The organism is Acinetobacter sp. WC-323, assembly GCF_000314615.1.
Lineage (GTDB): Bacteria > Pseudomonadota > Gammaproteobacteria > Pseudomonadales > Moraxellaceae > Acinetobacter > Acinetobacter courvalinii.
On the sequence record NZ_AMZS01000070.1, the window covers coordinates 1 to 16,946 of the forward strand.

At 39.4% G+C, this 16,946-nt stretch carries 14 protein-coding genes and 1 pseudogene; 2 read left to right on the forward strand and 13 right to left on the reverse strand.

The window, feature by feature from the left end; genetic code table 11:
* The 12 genes from ACINWC323_RS01100 to ACINWC323_RS01050 form a co-directional block, all read right to left on the reverse strand.
* The coding region (locus ACINWC323_RS01100; RefSeq protein WP_009506471.1) for an IS256-like element ISAba26 family transposase at positions 1–1,110 on the reverse strand (1,110 nt) is incomplete at its 3' end.
* A gap of 230 nt (positions 1,111–1,340) precedes the next feature.
* Positions 1,341–1,601, reverse strand: coding sequence for a hypothetical protein (locus tag ACINWC323_RS0119420; protein WP_249364872.1), 261 nt, complete (start codon positions 1,599–1,601; stop codon positions 1,341–1,343).
* 60 nt (positions 1,602–1,661) lie between these two features.
* Complete coding sequence (locus ACINWC323_RS01095) at positions 1,662–2,468, reverse strand: tetratricopeptide repeat protein (RefSeq protein WP_009515885.1); 807 nt, start codon at positions 2,466–2,468, stop codon at positions 1,662–1,664.
* 487 nt (positions 2,469–2,955) lie between these two features.
* Positions 2,956–3,138, reverse strand: coding sequence for a hypothetical protein (locus ACINWC323_RS01090; protein ID WP_009515955.1), 183 nt, complete (start codon positions 3,136–3,138; stop codon positions 2,956–2,958).
* A 124-nt stretch (positions 3,139–3,262) separates the two neighbouring features.
* A complete protein-coding gene (locus tag ACINWC323_RS01085) occupies positions 3,263–4,093 on the reverse strand; it encodes a tetratricopeptide repeat protein (RefSeq protein ID WP_009516012.1) in 831 nt (276 codons plus the stop codon).
* A gap of 228 nt (positions 4,094–4,321) precedes the next feature.
* A complete protein-coding gene (locus ACINWC323_RS01080; RefSeq protein ID WP_009516018.1) occupies positions 4,322–5,326 on the reverse strand; it encodes a tetratricopeptide repeat protein in 1,005 nt (334 codons plus the stop codon).
* Positions 5,327–5,472: 146 nt separating this feature from the next.
* Entirely contained in the window at positions 5,473–6,273 is an 801-nt protein-coding gene (locus ACINWC323_RS01075; RefSeq protein ID WP_009516019.1) for a tetratricopeptide repeat protein, read from the reverse strand.
* On the reverse strand, positions 6,263–7,705 hold the full coding sequence (locus tag ACINWC323_RS01070) for a LysM peptidoglycan-binding domain-containing protein (RefSeq protein WP_032881775.1): 1,443 nt from the start codon (positions 7,703–7,705) through the stop codon (positions 6,263–6,265). The genes ACINWC323_RS01075 and ACINWC323_RS01070 overlap by 11 nt, the downstream gene beginning before the upstream one ends.
* A 2-nt stretch (positions 7,706–7,707) precedes the next feature.
* Positions 7,708–10,503, reverse strand: coding sequence for a type VI secretion system Vgr family protein (locus ACINWC323_RS01065; protein ID WP_009515915.1), 2,796 nt, complete (start codon positions 10,501–10,503; stop codon positions 7,708–7,710).
* A gap of 183 nt (positions 10,504–10,686) precedes the next feature.
* Entirely contained in the window at positions 10,687–11,871 is a 1,185-nt protein-coding gene (locus ACINWC323_RS01060; RefSeq protein ID WP_009516024.1) for a cyanate transporter, read from the reverse strand.
* Positions 11,872–11,874: 3 nt separating this feature from the next.
* Complete coding sequence (locus ACINWC323_RS01055; protein ID WP_009515881.1) at positions 11,875–12,336, reverse strand: nucleoside deaminase; 462 nt, start codon at positions 12,334–12,336, stop codon at positions 11,875–11,877.
* A 17-nt stretch (positions 12,337–12,353) separates the two neighbouring features.
* On the reverse strand, positions 12,354–13,022 hold the full coding sequence (locus ACINWC323_RS01050) for an ankyrin repeat domain-containing protein (RefSeq protein WP_009515897.1): 669 nt from the start codon (positions 13,020–13,022) through the stop codon (positions 12,354–12,356).
* 214 nt (positions 13,023–13,236) lie between these two features.
* Here ACINWC323_RS01050 and ACINWC323_RS01045 point away from each other — a divergent pair, with 214 nt between their 5' ends.
* Together ACINWC323_RS01045 and ACINWC323_RS01040 are read left to right on the forward strand one after the other, a co-directional pair.
* The gene (locus ACINWC323_RS01045; RefSeq protein WP_009515917.1) at positions 13,237–14,094 is read left to right on the forward strand and encodes a LysR family transcriptional regulator; all 858 of its coding nucleotides are present in this window, start codon (positions 13,237–13,239) and stop codon (positions 14,092–14,094) included.
* A gap of 125 nt (positions 14,095–14,219) precedes the next feature.
* Positions 14,220–15,070: pseudogene (locus ACINWC323_RS01040) on the forward strand (metal-dependent hydrolase); the annotation flags it as partial.
* A 118-nt stretch (positions 15,071–15,188) separates the two neighbouring features.
* On the opposite strand, the gene ACINWC323_RS01035 reads toward ACINWC323_RS01040, so the two are convergent.
* Positions 15,189–16,670, reverse strand: a complete 1,482-nt coding sequence (locus ACINWC323_RS01035) for a flavin-containing monooxygenase (protein ID WP_009515879.1) — start codon at positions 16,668–16,670, stop codon at positions 15,189–15,191.
* Between the last annotated feature and the right edge of the window lie 276 nt (positions 16,671–16,946).

The window sequence follows — 16,946 nt, forward strand, 5'->3', positions numbered from 1 at the left end:
TGATGTTGCTAAGTAAATGACCTTCTTTACTGAGTCATCAGATGAAAAGATTTTCCTTTTCTTCGTTGAATGGCGTATTACGCTATTCAACGACTCAATCGCATTTGTTGTATAAATAGCATGACGTATTTCGGCTGGATAGCTAAAGATCGTTCGGATATTTTCCCAATTGGCCCGCCAGGATTCTCCAATTTTGGGATACTGGTGATTCCATTGATCACAGAAGATGTCTAGGGACTTTAAAGCATTTTCCTCTGTACTTGCCTGATAAATCGCTTTCAGACCCGACGTAACAGCCTTGTAGTCTTTCCAGCTTACAAATCTCAGGCTATTGCGTACAACATGCACAATACACAGTTGAATATCAGTATGAGGGTAAACAGAGGCTATCGCGTCAGGAAAGCCTTTTAATCCATCTACACAGGCAACAAGAATGTCCTGTACTCCTCGATTTTTTAGCTCTGTCATGACTGACAGCCAGAATTTGGCACCTTCTGTCTGAGCAATCCACATACCCAGTAATTCTTTTTGCCCATCCATATTGATGCCTAAAGCAAGGTATACGGACTTGTTAATCACATTGGAGTGCTGACGGACTTTGACAACAATACAGTCAAGATAGACAACAGGATAAAGGCTATCTAAGGCTCTATTTTGCCACTCAGTCACTTGCTCAATCACAGCATCGGTAACTTTGCTGATGAGAGATGCTGACACATCGGCATCGTACATTTCTTTGAAGAAGGCTACAATTTCCCTATTAGTCATTCCTTTTGCATACAGTGAGAGGATTTGGTCATCCATACTGGTGATGCGTGTTTGGTGCTTTTTGATAATTTGTGGCTCAAATGAACCTTCTCGATCACGGGGAATATCTAAAGCCAGTTGTCCATCTTGAGTTGTAATGGTTTTAGAACTAAACCCATTACGGCTATTTGAGCCTTTCTTGGGCTGATGCTTTTCATAACCGAGATGGTCTGAAAGTTCAGTATTGAGTGCAGTTTCAATCATGAATTTTTTAAAGACTGCTGTCATTTGGTTTAAGTCTTCTGGTGTTTTTAGACCTTTAGCCAATTCGGCAGCCATACTTTTGATTGTTGCTTCATCCATGTGAAGTACCTTTTGTAATTATCCTCTGAAGGATAAATGAAAATTAAGTACTTACACAAAATTTAGAACAGTCCCAATAAAACTTAAGATGAGAATTACTCATTTTTAGGTCCTAAATATGTTTCTTCTTCAACTATTAGTTCATGCTCTATAAAAATTTCTAAGTCATCATCTGTTTCATTATTTTTTGTAAAACTAGGTTTAGGTGTTCCTTTACAATCTAGAACCCCTCAATAAATAACTTTTCCCTCTTTATAAATTCTATAAGTGGTTTGAGAACCATTTAAACTCTCTTCATAACATTTTAACAATAACTCCTGAATAACTTGATTACCATTTTCTGCAATCATTTTTAATTCCTCATATGCATTCCCTATCTGAACATCATCACTATTGATCTGATCATTATGATTACTCTTATTAGCATTTACACTACCACATCCCCCAATTAAGGATGATAAAAACAACAAAGTAAAAAATTTACTTTTCATAATTTTTTATACCTCTTCATTCATAATTCCCCATTTGAGATTAAGATCATCTTGATTACATTAATTTGGATGATCAATATACCATTTCAAGTTTTGTTGCGCTTTTGGGTCACCTAACTCTGCTAAGGGCTTAATAATTTCAACAGCTTTCGCAACATTTTTATTGACACCTTTACCACTAAAGTACATCTCCGCCAATTGAATCTGCGCTAGACTATAATCTTGATTTGCAGATTTGGTAAGCCATACAAAAGCTTTTTTATAGTCTTGCTTGACCCCTTCTCCATAGTAATAAGCTTGTCCAATATTAAATAAAGCACTTGCATTATCCGCATCAATATCTATAGCGTGAGAAAAATATGAAAGTGCCTTTTTATAATTTTGTTCAAAAACTATTCCTTCTTGATGATAAATTCCTACCATATTGATGGAATCAGCATTATTCATATTTGCAGCTTTTTCAAAATACGGTAAAGCCTGTTTATAATTTCCTTGTAAAAATTCTAAGATACCTAAATTATAGATGCCTCCCGCATAATTTTGATCTGCTGCTTTTTGATACCAATACTTAGCTTGTTTTAGATCAATTTCGCCCCAAAAACCATGTTGATAGCCATTACCTAAAGAGTTTTGAGACTTAGCGTCTCCCTGCTCAGCAAGCCTATTTAAAATGTTATATGCTTCTTGGGGTTTATCATCGTCGAATAAATTTTGTGCTTTTTCAAATAAAGAATTAACGTTTTGTTGGCTATTGTTAGCTTCCTGCTTTGCTGTGTTTGTAGAATTACCACAAGCCACTAAAGTAAATGAAGATAAAAACAAAGTCAGAACAATTAACAAAACATTCTTTTTAGTCTTAATCCACATATTCGACACCTTTTACTTCACCTTATTTTTATTACAACAACTTAACAAAAATAAAATTTATAAAACCCACACCCATTAAAAAATACTAAAATTACAAAAATTAATACTTAAAAATAAAGAAATAAGTTAATAATCCAACAAATAACACCCCAGAAATAAAAAAAATCAAAGAATATTTTTTTAAAAAAATGTAATTATTATTAACAAATTCAATCAACTCATCTTTAGAAAAGTTATTCATTACTACATTATGTTTATCATCATAAACTGGGAGGCGCCCACTTTTCTTATAGAAAATATTATAATGAATAAAAAAGAAAATAACAGAGATTGTATTTCAAAAATCTCATAAAATGAGTATTTTTTTCCATTGATTTTAGGAAAATTCAATTCTATAAACTTATTTTTATTCATAAAATTATAAGAATATAAACAACTTACCAAAAACAATAATATACTAAAAATAAAGATAAAAAATTAAAACCCATTATTTACACAATCCCATACTTTGATATAGTGCTTTATCCACAAACATACTTGAACCAGTAGCACCACCTAATCCTGCTACAGTTATAATTAACTGCCCAACTTTAGCATGAGGCGTAATACCTAAAAATCCAAGTAGACGCTTGCTTAAAATTGCACCCGCAGCTCCTCCAGCTAATACCATTTCAGTTTAGTAAGATATTTGATCAATTTTTCTTATGTAATTAATAACCACCTCAGTATCAACTTAGTTAATTTTTCCCATCTAGTTGATACTGAGTAATTAATTTTATTTTTAATATAAAATATTATTCACAACCTATAGTTCCTTTACACTTAACATCCCAATATTCATATTCCCCATTATCACCCATAGATTTATAGTAAAGTCTAATATTATAAATTGCGTCTGGATCACCATTTTTAGCCATTTCACTAATAACATTTATAGCTTTCTCAACATTTTTCTCCACACCATACCCCTTATAATATGATGTTGCCAACTGAATTTTTGCAAAATCATAATTTTGCTTTGCAGACTCATCATACCAATAGAAAGACTTTTTATAGTCTTGTTTAACTCCCTCACCATAAAAATACATTTGCCCTAAGTTGAATTTAGCATCAGGGTTTCCCAAATCAGCTGCTTTTTTGTAATATAAAAAAGCCTTATTTAAATCTTTATCAACATAATCCCCATTATTATACATGATACCCAAAAGATTAATAGCTGGCGCATAATTATCACTTTCTATTTTTTTTAATATAGACAAAGCTTCAGCCGAATTCCCATCCTCTAGTTTCAATCTACTAATATTGTACATTGCAGGTACATAATTATTATTACCCGCTTCAGCATAAAATTTTATTGCCTTCTTTATATCTTTTTCAACAAATATACCCTTCTCATAAAAAAACCCCATTTCATTCTTTGCAAAATCATCATTTTTTTCAACTAATTTTTCAAGTATACTAAAAGCATCTTTATAGTTCTCACTATCCATTTCAGCTTGATATTTAGAAACATATTCTTTTTTTTCAGCTTCAGAAATACCACTAGTACTTTTTGAATTACAAGCACTACTAAAAACAAGAATGAAAACTGTAAAAATAAAAACTATTTTTTTAAAATCAAACATAATTAATCCTTAGACATCAAATCTATTTCGACAATCGGATCTCTATCAAAATGCTTTTTAGAGAAACGTCTATATGGATCAATAATTAATAATCCATAGATTTGAAAAATTAAAAAACTAAAACCCAATTACTTTCTTTACTGTATAAATAGATATAAGAACTATTAGTAAATAAAATTTAAGCTAAGTATTATTAAGACAAGTCTTATATTTAATCAGATACAATATTTATCTTTTATTTTTCAAATAATCCTCTTCATCCATAATTTCCCACTTGCCAGAAGGATCATCTACTGCGATTTGTATACTATCTCCATTTTTTAAAATCCGAATATTTTCTTTAACTACTTTACTATCTAGTTCCACTAATTTTTTTTGAGCGACATCCAATCCAAACTCTTTTGCTAAAGTGTAATAGGCATACGCAAGATCAAAATCTTGTTTTACTCCGTCACCTTTTTCATATAACGACGCCAAATTATAAGCAGCACGAGGTTCACTATTCTCTATTGCTTTTTTATACCAATACACAGATTTTTCAATTGACTTATCAACAACTTCTCCTTTTTTATACATAACAGCAACATTAAATTGTGACAGTGCATAATTTTTTTCAGCAGCTTTTAGAGAATAATTAAAATACTTATGCTTATCTTTTATACCTCCCCAACCTTCATAATAACAATTAGCAGTATTTGCAGCTCCTAAACCATAGTCTAAATTTGCTGATTTCTCATAATATTCACATGCTTTTTTTAGATTTTTTTCAAGATAGAAACCATTAAAATACATAAAGCCGATTGAATTAATAGCCTCAGGTACATTTTTACTCATTGCACTCTTATAGTAGGTATAAGCCTTCTCATAGTCTTGCTTAACTCCATTACCATGAGCATACAAACTCCCCATATTATTTTCAGCCACCCCGTTATTATTTTTTATTGCCTTCTCATACCAATAGATTGATTTTTTAATATCCTTCTTTTGATTTAAATATCCATTTTCAAAAACCACCCCCACTAAATTTTGCGCAATAGGATTATTATTTTCAGCCTCAACCAATAAAGCATTAAAATATTTTATTTTCTCATTATTTTCTTTACTTTTTACAACGTTATCAATTTTAGACAAATCTAGGTTAACACCTTGGCTTTCCCCGCTAACTTTATTAGCTTGTACATCACAACCTGTTAAGGTTATCGCCAATATTGATGTAGTAAACAAAAATTTCATTTTAAGGAATCCTGTTTTATCCAGCCGAATATAAAGCGGATCTAGATAATCCGCTTTTTACCAGTTAAATCAACCTAAGAATAAATATCTAAAATATTTTGAGTCACTCATTTTTTCAAAAATTTTAACTATTCACATCTATTACTTTAATTTGGATGATCAATATACCACTTCAAGTTTTGCTGTGCTTTTGGATCACCTAACTCTGCCAAAGGCTTAATAATTTCAACAGCTTTCGCTACATTTTTATTAACACCTTTACCGCTAAAGTACATTTCCGCTAATTGAATTTTCGCTAGACTATAATCTTGATTTGCCGATTTATTAATCCATACAAAAGCTTTGTTATAGTCCTGTTCAACTCCTTCACCGTAATAATAAGCTTGTCCAACATTGAACTCAGCATCACGATTTTGTTGGTCGGCTGATTTACGAAAATACTCTAATGCTTTGTCATAATCTTGATCAAAGAGAATTCCATTACTATAATAAATACCTAGCATATTTAAAGCATTTGGATCATTCATTTTTGCTGATTTCTCAAAATATGGTAAAGCTTCTTTATGTTTACCATTTAAGAAATCAAGCGCTCCTATATTATAAATAGCTTCTCTAAAACCTTGATCTGCTGACTTTTGATACCAATATTTAGCTTGTTTTAGATCAATCTCGCCCCAAAAACCATGTTGATAACCACTCCCTAAAACATTTTGAGATTTAGCATCACCTTGCTCTGCAAGTTGCTTAAATATTTTGTAAGCTTCAAGATTTTTATCTTCCTCAAATAAAACTTCAGCCTTTTTAAATAAAGTATCAACCTCTTGTTGGCTACTATGATTTTGGGGTTTCGCTGTATTTGTGGAATTACCACAAGCAACCAAAAGAGACGAAGACAAGAAGAAAGCTAGAACAAATAACGTTACACTATTTTTAGTCTTAATCCACATATTCAATACCTTTTCCTTTGCCCTTTATTAGGCGCTCATTTCGATCATATAGTAAAATAGGGATGGTATATGATTTTGCAACAGAATGAGTTATTCCAAAAGGTTTACTACTAACCATTTGCTTTGCTTTTTTCGTTTCTAAAGCAGCACCTGCCGTAAAACCTTGTCCTCTTACATCCCTTTTTACAGCATTTCCATGGCTATCAACATCATCTACTGTGGCATAACTATTTGTCCGACTGATTGAGTAAGCACCTACGTTTAGCGTATTGGTTAAAGTTAGCCCACTACCAGTCAGGTCAGAAACATGCTTGGCTTTCACATTCAGCGTTGTGCTTCCCATAGAAACACTCACATCTTTCTTTAAGCTTTCTTTAAGCTTTTTTTCATCTTTTAGCAATTGCGATAATTCATTTATATTTCCACCATTGGCTAAATGAGGGACTTTACTTGGGTCAACTTCACCACTTACACCAACAGAAACAAATAACATCCAGTCTCCGTTATCATCATAAGCAATCCCAATATCTAACGCACTTCCAATAAAATATAATGCTCCACTAAAAGTTATAAATATTTGTTTCGCAGAGGGTTCTTTGGCTTGATACTGTGTGATTGCTAAACCTTTTTCTTTTGAAAACATCAACTCTTTTTTTAGAATTTCAGGAATATAGCGATCTCGATTATTTTTTACTTTTAAAATTTTTCCAACTGGAAGTGTATTCATATCAGACAAAGGAATATTATTCTGCATAGCAATCAGACTAGGATTGACTTTAAACTTTCTTGCTAAACTCGATAGCGTATCCCCGGCCTTAACTTCATAGACAATATCTACAAAATCATTTGGATTACTTGATTTAATTGATATTTTTTCTTTTTTTACAGCATCTCCAATATAAATTTTTTGTCCAACTTTAATTTTATTCTGGTCTTTTATATCATTATTGCTCATCAGCACTTGGATATCTTTTTTAAATTTCTGAGCAATTGTTTTTAAAGTATCTCCTGACTGTACTTGGTAATAGTCAGACTGATGATTAGAAGTCCCCTTATCGGCTGTAACAGCTTTCCCAAACTTACTAAAAGGAATTTGCACTCTTAAAGCATATTCAATACTTTTCATATGAAGATAATTTTCATTGACGTGTATTTTTTTAATCAATGTCCATTGGTTATATGATGTTGGTGTTCCTTTCACATAAACTTCAATGGTGCACACTCCACTCACTTTAAAAGGTTCTGTCTCGCCTTTCTTATTTGTTGCTCTCATGAATTGGGGAGGCGTTATCGTAGGGACTACCCATTTTTTTTGTAATTCAGGTGTCAATTTAATAATATCATTACTCGTTTGAATCCTATACTCAAGATTAGGGACAACTTCTTTAAAACCCAAATAAAAAAATGTGATGCGGAAATTTAGTTTAGCCAACTTCAGTTCTCCAAATTATCATTTGGTTCTACGAAAAATTCTTCTTCGACAACAAAATCAGGATGTTCGATAATCAATTCCAATTCTTCCATCTCAGAAGATGAAATTCTTTTTGTTCGACCTTTTGCATCTAGAAACCCTTCGTGGAAAGCCCCATTATTCTTATAAATTCTATATTTTGATTGAGAAAAATCAGATAACATATCCAATTGACTTAGATCGAATTTCATACTTTTTTGAACTAAATCAAAGTCTGAACTTGGTAATATTGGAAGTTCATATGCTGCTTTTGCCCCACCCATAAACAAATGCTGCCCAGCCTTCACCTCAAACTTGCCACTGGTCACAGGGAAAATCCCCGAACCATTCAGCTTGATCTGGGAACCACCGGCAGTAATCACAATTTCTTTGGGGCTGGTAATTTCAATCCGATCTTCGGTTGAAATAATATGAATGCCTTGTTTGGCCAGTAAATCCATGCCATCCGATTGGGCTTGGACTTCAAACTTACCTTTGGCAGCCACCTGTTTAATTCCATTCTGTGCGGCAAACAGGCTCGCTTTACCACTGACATGAGCTACCAGATTTTTTTGCGTGCTCAGATTGATACTATCACCGGCAAACTGGTTGATCTGCCCATCTGCAGATAAATGAATATCTTCATTGCTACTTAAACCAATACCCGCAGGTGAGTTCAGCAATAATAATGATTTTTTAAATTGCGCAATCTTCTCTTGAATCTGCTCTGCAAATTCTTTGAGTTGATCAACTGATTCAATTTCATCGGTCTGCTGGTTCTTGGCCACTTCACTTAAGGCTTTGGCATTGCTTTGGTTGCCTTCCAGCTGCTGTTTAGCAGGCTGTGCATCCAGATGTTCGCCTTGGGCTTGATCCTGTTTGTGCGTGGAAACGAGTAGACCTTCTCCAGCTCGTACTGCACCCCATTGATCGGTACGCAGTTCAAAGCCTTCACCGCGGTCTTCGCTTTCTGCCTTGTCTTTGGGATGACTCAGTTTACCTAAGTTGAGTTGGCTGGCAGCATGGCTGCTTTGCAACTGAGCGCTGATCTGTCCGGTGGTGTCATCAAAACGTAACTGGTTAAAGCCTTCGCCCTGATATTCTTTGGACTTGATCCCGGCCAGTTTTTTGGTATCTGGCAGCTTGCCTGTATTGTCGAACTTGGTCGGGCTGCGTTGTGCTTCATGAATGCGTCCGACCACAAATGGTCGATCAATGTTGCCATCAAAGAAGTCGATCACCACGATTTCATCGATACGCGGCAGGAAGCGTGCGCCATAGCCTTCTCCAGCCCAAGGGGTCAGTACATCGACCCAGGCTGAATCAGTGTCGTTGTCATTGGCCCCTGCACCACCATCGTGACTGTGGTCTTCACTACGGGTAAACAGGAAACGGACTTTGATCCGGCCCCATTCATCCACATGGATTTCTTCGCCGCTTGGGCCAACTACTTTGGCGCGTTGTGGTGAAGCGGCTGGACGGTGTTGTAATGGGTTAAATTCAGGAACGGTTTTGATATTGCGGCGTTGCAGGATCAGTTGGTTGGCTTGGCGTTCGTCACTCTCTTTTATCTGCCAGTTACTTTGGGCCAATAGCTGATGAATCTGCTGCTGTAGATCTTTAGGCAAGTTGTTCTGGTTGTAGAAGTGTTTGCCTGTGATCAGGAATTCTTTATCACTGCCATCGTGTTGATCAATTTCAGGGTGTTCTGCCAGTTCAAACCAGTAACCGACATGGGTGTCACGGACGGTGGTCTTCGCCACAAACTGTTTGGATTGCAGATCGTAATATTGTCCCAGGTTCTGATTGAGCTTTTCTATCTGGGCATTGCCCGATGAGGTTGCACCATCTTCACCATTCAGGTCTTGCATCCATGCCGGTGAAAAATGCCAGGCCTGTTCCAGACCGAGACTGGCATTGTCATGTTGTTCACTGTGCTTATGCGTGCTTTGGACACTGCCTGCACCGTCTTCCTGTTCCAGTGCATCAGCTTGCCAGCGTTGTACATGTACGCTGCTCGGTTGTAGAGAGCGCTGTCCGACCAGACTGGTCATGCTGTCGTATTGTTCGGTGGCACTGCTGCGGTGATAACGGATCTGGCGACGCTCTAAAGCCTGGTACTGGCTATTGTCATCAATCAAACGCAGTTTTTGTGGCTGAATCGCAGCACTACTTTGTGGAACGGTTCTTTCTGCTTCATCCACCAGCCAGTTGATGCCTTCGCTACGTAGCAAACGGGTAAGAAAGTCATAGTCGCTCTCATTGGACTGCATCACGAATGGTCGGACATCGTAGTCCTGACTGAGTCCACTGAGGTCCAGCGTTAGACTGGAAGCAAATAAGGGGCTTTTTTGTTGCCATTCTTTGAAGACGACTTCCACTACATCACGTACACTCTTGTTCATAAACACACGGCTGTTACGGCGTTGTTTCCACAGAGCCGTTGGATCTTCTAAAGTGAGTTTATAGAGGGTTAAACTACCGTCAGACTGGCCTTGCAAGGCTTGCGTGATAATGCCTGTGACACGGCTGAGTTGCCCCTGATCGGTGACGGTATCAATGGCGGCTAGGCTGCCGATGAACTGTTTCAGGGGAATGCTGGCATTGGTCGACAGGCAGATCAGCTCAGCCTTAAAACCGGCATTCAGCGCATGCTGACCATCTATGCGTTGCAGGAAAACTTGGGTATTTAAATTTTGATTCGAAAACTGAATATGAATGGCACGTTTTTGTGCTGTAAGGCCTAAACTTTCCAGAGCCTGAAAAATATTGTTCAGCATTTTTTATAGAACATTTCATTAAATTTGCCATATTTTACTCAAAAAAACGATTTAATGTCTATACAGTTCTGTCTATAGATGACCATAATTGTCACATTCTATTTATTTTTTTAAACTTCCCTGTTAAGTACTGCACACGCTGCTGCTCAAAAAGACGTTTCCCTTTGTTCAGCCGCTGCAGATTTATTGGGTCAAGCGGATGGCTTTACCGTAATGTGTTGGGTTGAGCCTGATCACCAATATGGCCACCACCACGACCATGGCAAAGTGCCAGATCCAGCCGAGCGTATAATGACCTGTAACGCCATGAAATACTGCAAGCAGCCAAGGCGCAAGCGCTGCAAGCAAAAATCCGCCGCCCTGCATCAAGGCGGAAAGCTGTCCGGCATGGGCAGGATCAGCCAGATGATCAAGTACCACAATCATCAGCAAGGCAAAACAGCCCCCCAAGCCTGCGCCTAAACTCACCACCCAAAAATAAGGCAAAGATTCGGGCATAAAAGCCAGACCTGCAAATCCAAGCAATTGCATGATCAGGGTTAAAGCAATCCAGAGACGGCGATCCTGATTGCTTCGGGATAAATAAGGCAACAGCAGCGCTGCCGCAGCCTGACTCAGTGTCAGTAGCGCCATCAGATTACCGCTCGCGGTCGCACTCCAGCCCAGCTCCTGATAGGCCGGCGCCAGCCATGCCACGATCGAGCTATAGCCGCCATTAATCAGTCCAAAACAAAAAATTAATAACCATGTCCGTGGCTGTTTCATAAACACGCCAACCGATGGCAGGGTGTACTGAGATTTTGCAGGTCGAGCTAAAAAACAACCAGCCAGTACAAATGCAGCCATTGCAGGCAAGCTAAACACAGATAAACCAATTTTCCAGTTTCCGGTCATGCCGGTTATCAGAGGAGCAATCAAGGCGCCCACAGCGCCACCACCCATCAACATGGCTGAATACAGTCCCATCATCGGCCCCAGATGATCCGCAAATTCTCTTTTGATCATGCTCGGAAAACTGGCCTGTACCATCGCCACACCAAAGCCAATAATGGCCGCGGTCAGAATCAGGAATCCGCCATTCGGACTGATAAAACGTAATGTACAGCCGAGACAGATAATTGCTAAAGCCGTCAGAATGACCTTACGTTCACCCAAGGCACTTTGTATCGCCGGTCCAACGAAAGCAATGATGCCCATCAGCAGCATCGGCACCAAGGTGAGTAAGGCGATGCCTTGCAAACTCAGGCCAGTTCCCGTTCTTATCGAATTCGTGACCGGCCCGATACTGGTCATAAAAGGCCGCAAATTTAGCCCGACCAGTGCCACGGTCGCGATGAGTAACGGACGATGTTGAGGAGAAGTCAGCATGATTCAGGCCAGTGATTTCCAGTATGCATACAAATCGGGCTTGTGCTCCAGCCGTACAGGAACATAGCGAATCTGCATCGACTGCTCAGCAAAAGGCTTGGCCAGGTCGGCATAAATTGCGGCAGTAGATAAGCCAAAGGGTTCACCCGCTTCATTTGAGTAGGCATAAGTCACGGCTTGTATACCTGCCATACGTATGGCAGCCATACACATCGGACAGGGATGTCCACTGGCAAACACCGAACATCCTTCCAGATTGGCCGAGTTCAGCTGTTTGCTGGCTGCACGGATGGCCTGTAACTCTGCATGCGCAGTGGGATCATTGCTGCTGAGAATCTGATTCACACCGGTCGCAATGACCACGCCATCTTTGACAATCACCGCCCCGAATGGACGGCCACCCGCCTCACTATTCTGATAAGCAAGTTCAATCGCCTGACGCAGAAAATCTGTATGTTGATCCATGTTTATCCCTCTCGGTTTTATTTTGCACCAGCAGCCAATAATGCATTTTCAATCTGCTTATAACCGCGTGCCTGAGCATGAGCCAATGGCGTTACGCCATCACGATCAGCCAGATTGACATTGGCCCCTGCCTTAATCAACAGCTCGACGATTTGCTGATATCGCGTGTCGCCATTGCCCAGCATGATGGCTTCCAGTAATGCCGTCCAGCCCAAATGATTGACATGATCCACATCCACACTAGCCGCAATCAGGGTTTTTACCGTGTCTACATGTCCCCGTTCAGCCGCAGGAATCAAGGCTGTGCCGCCATAACGATTGGTACTTTTCAGGTCTGCACCATGTTGCAAAGTCATGTTCAAGATCTCTAAATGCCCTCTTGCACCAGCATAGAGATAAGGACTGTCCTGAATATCATCCTTGGCATTGACATCAGCTCCCGCCTTGATCAATGCCTGTGCCGCCTGAATATGGTTGGCGCGTGTAGCAATCATTAACGCGGTTGCACCTGATGAGTCACGCACATCAATGTCTGGACTTGTAGACAAGAGTTGCTTGATTCGCGCCACATCATTTTGTGCTGCCGCCTGATGTAAAGCATTATTTTGCATCGTATCTCCTGAGCTGGCATTACCACAGGCGGATAATGTCATCACCAAAGCAGCAGCGATTAAGGACTTTTTCATCGACTTCCTCCAAAGCAACAACAGAAATACAGCAAAGATCGGGACACCCCTGTTGGTTGCGTCATTGCTATCCTTCCAGTCAACCCATTTATAAGTTGAGCATAGCGAGATTCCCTACTATTTAAAAATTAAATTATTGAATCAAATGTATTAAGATAATGAATACCCAGGTAATGTTTAAATCTTAAAAAATTCCCATCAATGAGTGACGGCCATGTTCGATCCACGTTTACTCCGTGCTTTTGTCACGATTATTGAAACAGGTAGTTTTACTCTCGCGGCCGAACGCTTGCACATGACGCAATCAACGGTTAGCCAGCAACTGGCAAGGCTGGAACAAGCTACAGGAAAGCAGCTGATTGATCGTCATGCCCGGCCAATGCAACTGACCAGCGCAGGTGAATACCTGATTAGTTATGCCCGACGCATTCTGGCACTGCAGCAAGAGGCTCAGAATGTGCTCGGTGATCCGACTGGCACCATCCCGATTCATATTGGTTTGCCGGAAGATATTATGAATACCGACATGGCGCTGGCATTAAGTGCATTTAGCAAACAGCATCGTAGTATTCGGCTAGATGTGACCGCTGGACTGAGTCGGGATCTGATGGAAGGCTATCGAAGTGGACAATTTGATCTGGTGATTGTGAAAGAAGCCATTGCCAGTGCGGATCGTCATGCGACTTTTCCAGAGCAAATGGCATGGTTTGAAAGTATCGATCATGGCGGGAACTGGTCTGATCCCCTGCCACTGGTGACCTTTCCACAAGGTGGGCTGTATCGCGAAGATATGTTTGAGCAGATCGAACGTGAACGGCGTCACTGGTATATTGCCTTTACCAGTAATAGTCTCGCCAGCGTACTGGTGGGCGTTGAAACCGGACTAGGCCTGTCACTGCTGCCTGTTGCAACCCCCCAAGGCTATCGGGTACGTGAATATCTTGCATTGGGCAAGGCCAGCCCGATGACGGTTTCGCTCTATGCTTGGGATAAAGAAGGACCGGTGGCTCAACTGGTGGAGCAAATGACTGCGGTGCTGCAACATCGTTTTAATCAGAGCAAGACCGGATGATATACCTGAAATAACCGCTTCTATCCATCCATCTACCGTCTTTAAGTGCCAAGTCTTAGGCTATATGTGCCAAAAATAACAGCCATGGCACAGGAAGTTAAATTTCTTCATTATGATTTTAGTCTTCCCCCGAACACTGGATTTATGTCAATCCATTTTCCACCCATATAATCAATGCAGTGCACTTGATTTTACCGGTTGGCGAGTTATGGGTGTGCCGTACCTTTAATCAGGCACTGCCTTATGTCACAGATGAGAAACTTCGTGCCGATGTCAAAGGCTTTGTACATCAGGAAGCCCATCACGCGGCAGCTCATAAAGTGGCGCAAGACTATTTAAGACATTATGACTATGAAATCGATGAATTTATTGGGTCCTTAGATACGATCGCCAAGCAACTGAATACCGCACCTTTAGGCCTGACACTGTCCAAGAATCTGGAATATCGATGGCTGACCATTCGCGTGGGTATCGCCGCTGCCGTTGAACATTTTACCACCATGTTAGGTACCTGGTGTCTGGATGACCAACCTTGGCAAAATAAAACCGCGGACGAAATGATGTCTGATCTGATGACCTGGCATCTGGCAGAAGAAGTTGAGCATCGTAGTGTTGCTTTTGATTTATATATGCACTTATGCGGCGAAGAAAATAAAATCTTTGCCTACTTGCAACGCCAAATCATCATGACAGCGGTAGCACCAGGCTTTACTTTCGCTATCTATCAATGCTTCAAGAAGTTAACACAACAAGATACTCAACCCAAAAGTTTTCATCGCTATGGTCTGCTGCGCTCATTAGCGCAAACTGTCATTGAAAATGATCGTAGCAAACAGGTGCCGAGCTTTTTCTCGATGATGTTGAGCCTAAGACATTGGTTAAAGCCAAGCTATCATCCATTTTATGAGAGACGATACTTTTTAAAGCTTTGCAGGTTATCCACAACCCTCTACTGGTTAAAGCATTAATCCAATAATGGGTATGTAAAACAGTGACGTTATATTTGCCCCCTTCACGCACCGTCCTATACTTTTTATTTTCTTTATTTTGCGCAAAAATAAAAAGCCTTATAAAGAAGGCTTTTTATTTAAGATTTATCGATGAAAAATATAACGATGACTATCAAATTCGTTCATATCTTTTTTCATATAATGTATGGTCCAGGGATAATTCACCACATTGGTTTTATGCTCATCAAGATAATAACTTGCGCAACCTCCCTGATTAAATACAGTACCAGCAAGTTTATGTTGTAGCTTCTGGTTATAGCCTTTATCTGCATGAGGATTAATTTCAAAACTTTTCAACTGATTATCCACAATAAAGCGAATGGCTTTAACTGCGTAATTGACCTGATTTTCGGCAGTGCTAATTAAAGAGTTATAACTGATACTGTTAGGGCCCAGCAACATAAATGCATTTGGCAGGTCTTTAACCACACAACCTTTATAAGCCTGTACCGTATGTGATTGCCAAACTTCATCCAATATCATGCCTGTTTTAGTCATAATCCGCTTGGCAATCGGTGGTTTTGCCACCTCAAAGCCGGTACTCCACACAATAATGTCCAGTGGAACTTCCTTACCGTCCACAAGTACCCTTTTTTCTGTTACTTGGGTAAGACCTTGATCAAACAACTGTACATTTTTGGCTGCTAACGCCGGGTAATAGGTATTGGAAAATAAAATCCGCTTACATCCCAGGGTAAATTTCGGCCGGACCTTTTCTCGTAATACCGGGTCCTGAATCTGGTAATGCATCCAGTTAATCAAACCTTTGCCGACCAGATCCAAAGTCTTGGGTTGATTGACGCTGGCACTGAACATATCCATGGAAATACTGGTCACTTTACGTAGAGAATGCATGGTAAAAGGCACTTTTTGCTGAACATTCTTAGAGGCATCATGAAACACCAGATTCGGTTTTGGAATCACCCACGGTGCAGTGCGCTGAAATACATACAGCCGATCAACAATCGGCTGGATTGCAGGAATAATCTGTATCGCAGATGCCCCGGTTCCCACCACCGCAACGCGTTTATGGCTTAAATCGACCGAATGATCCCATTGTGCTGAATGAAAGACTTTACCAGTAAAGCGATCCAGCCCCTCGACTGCAGGGGTCGTAGGTTCACTTAACGGTCCGGTAGCAAAAAACACAAATCTGGCGGTATAGTTACCCTGACTGGTTTCGACCGACCAGACATGATCTTCAGTTGACCAGTATGCCGTATACAGTTCGGTATTAAATAGAAGATGTTGATCCATATTAAAGCGCTTGCTCACATCTTTAATATATTGCTGGATCTCCTTCTGTTTTGCGAAAATATGACTCCAGTTGGGATTCGGGGCGAATGAGTAGGAATAAATAGATGAGGGAACATCACATTCACAACCGGGATAGGTATTTTCTCGCCAGACCCCACCGACATCACCTGATTTTTCAATAATGATAAAATTATTGATATTTTGCTGTTGCAGCCTGATGCCTGCTGCAAGTCCAGAAAAACCGGCACCGATAATGATCACATCAAATTGATGTTTACTTACCATAGTCTTTTGCTTTAAATCTGGCATTTTCCACTCCAAAATATAAAAATCTTGTTACCTCAACCACTTAATAATTTCTCTAAATTATTAACAGACCTAGCTATGGAAAATAATTCGGTTGCCTGATAAATACTTGACCTTGAATGCCAAGTCAAATGAAGCAAAGTCAAATGAAGCAAAGTCAAATGAAGCGAAAAAAATAAATCTATTATATTTTATTGATTTTTTAATTTATCTTATTATGTACTTTAAGTATTAAATTCTGTCCCATGATGATAAATACCACAATCATTATATCGGCTA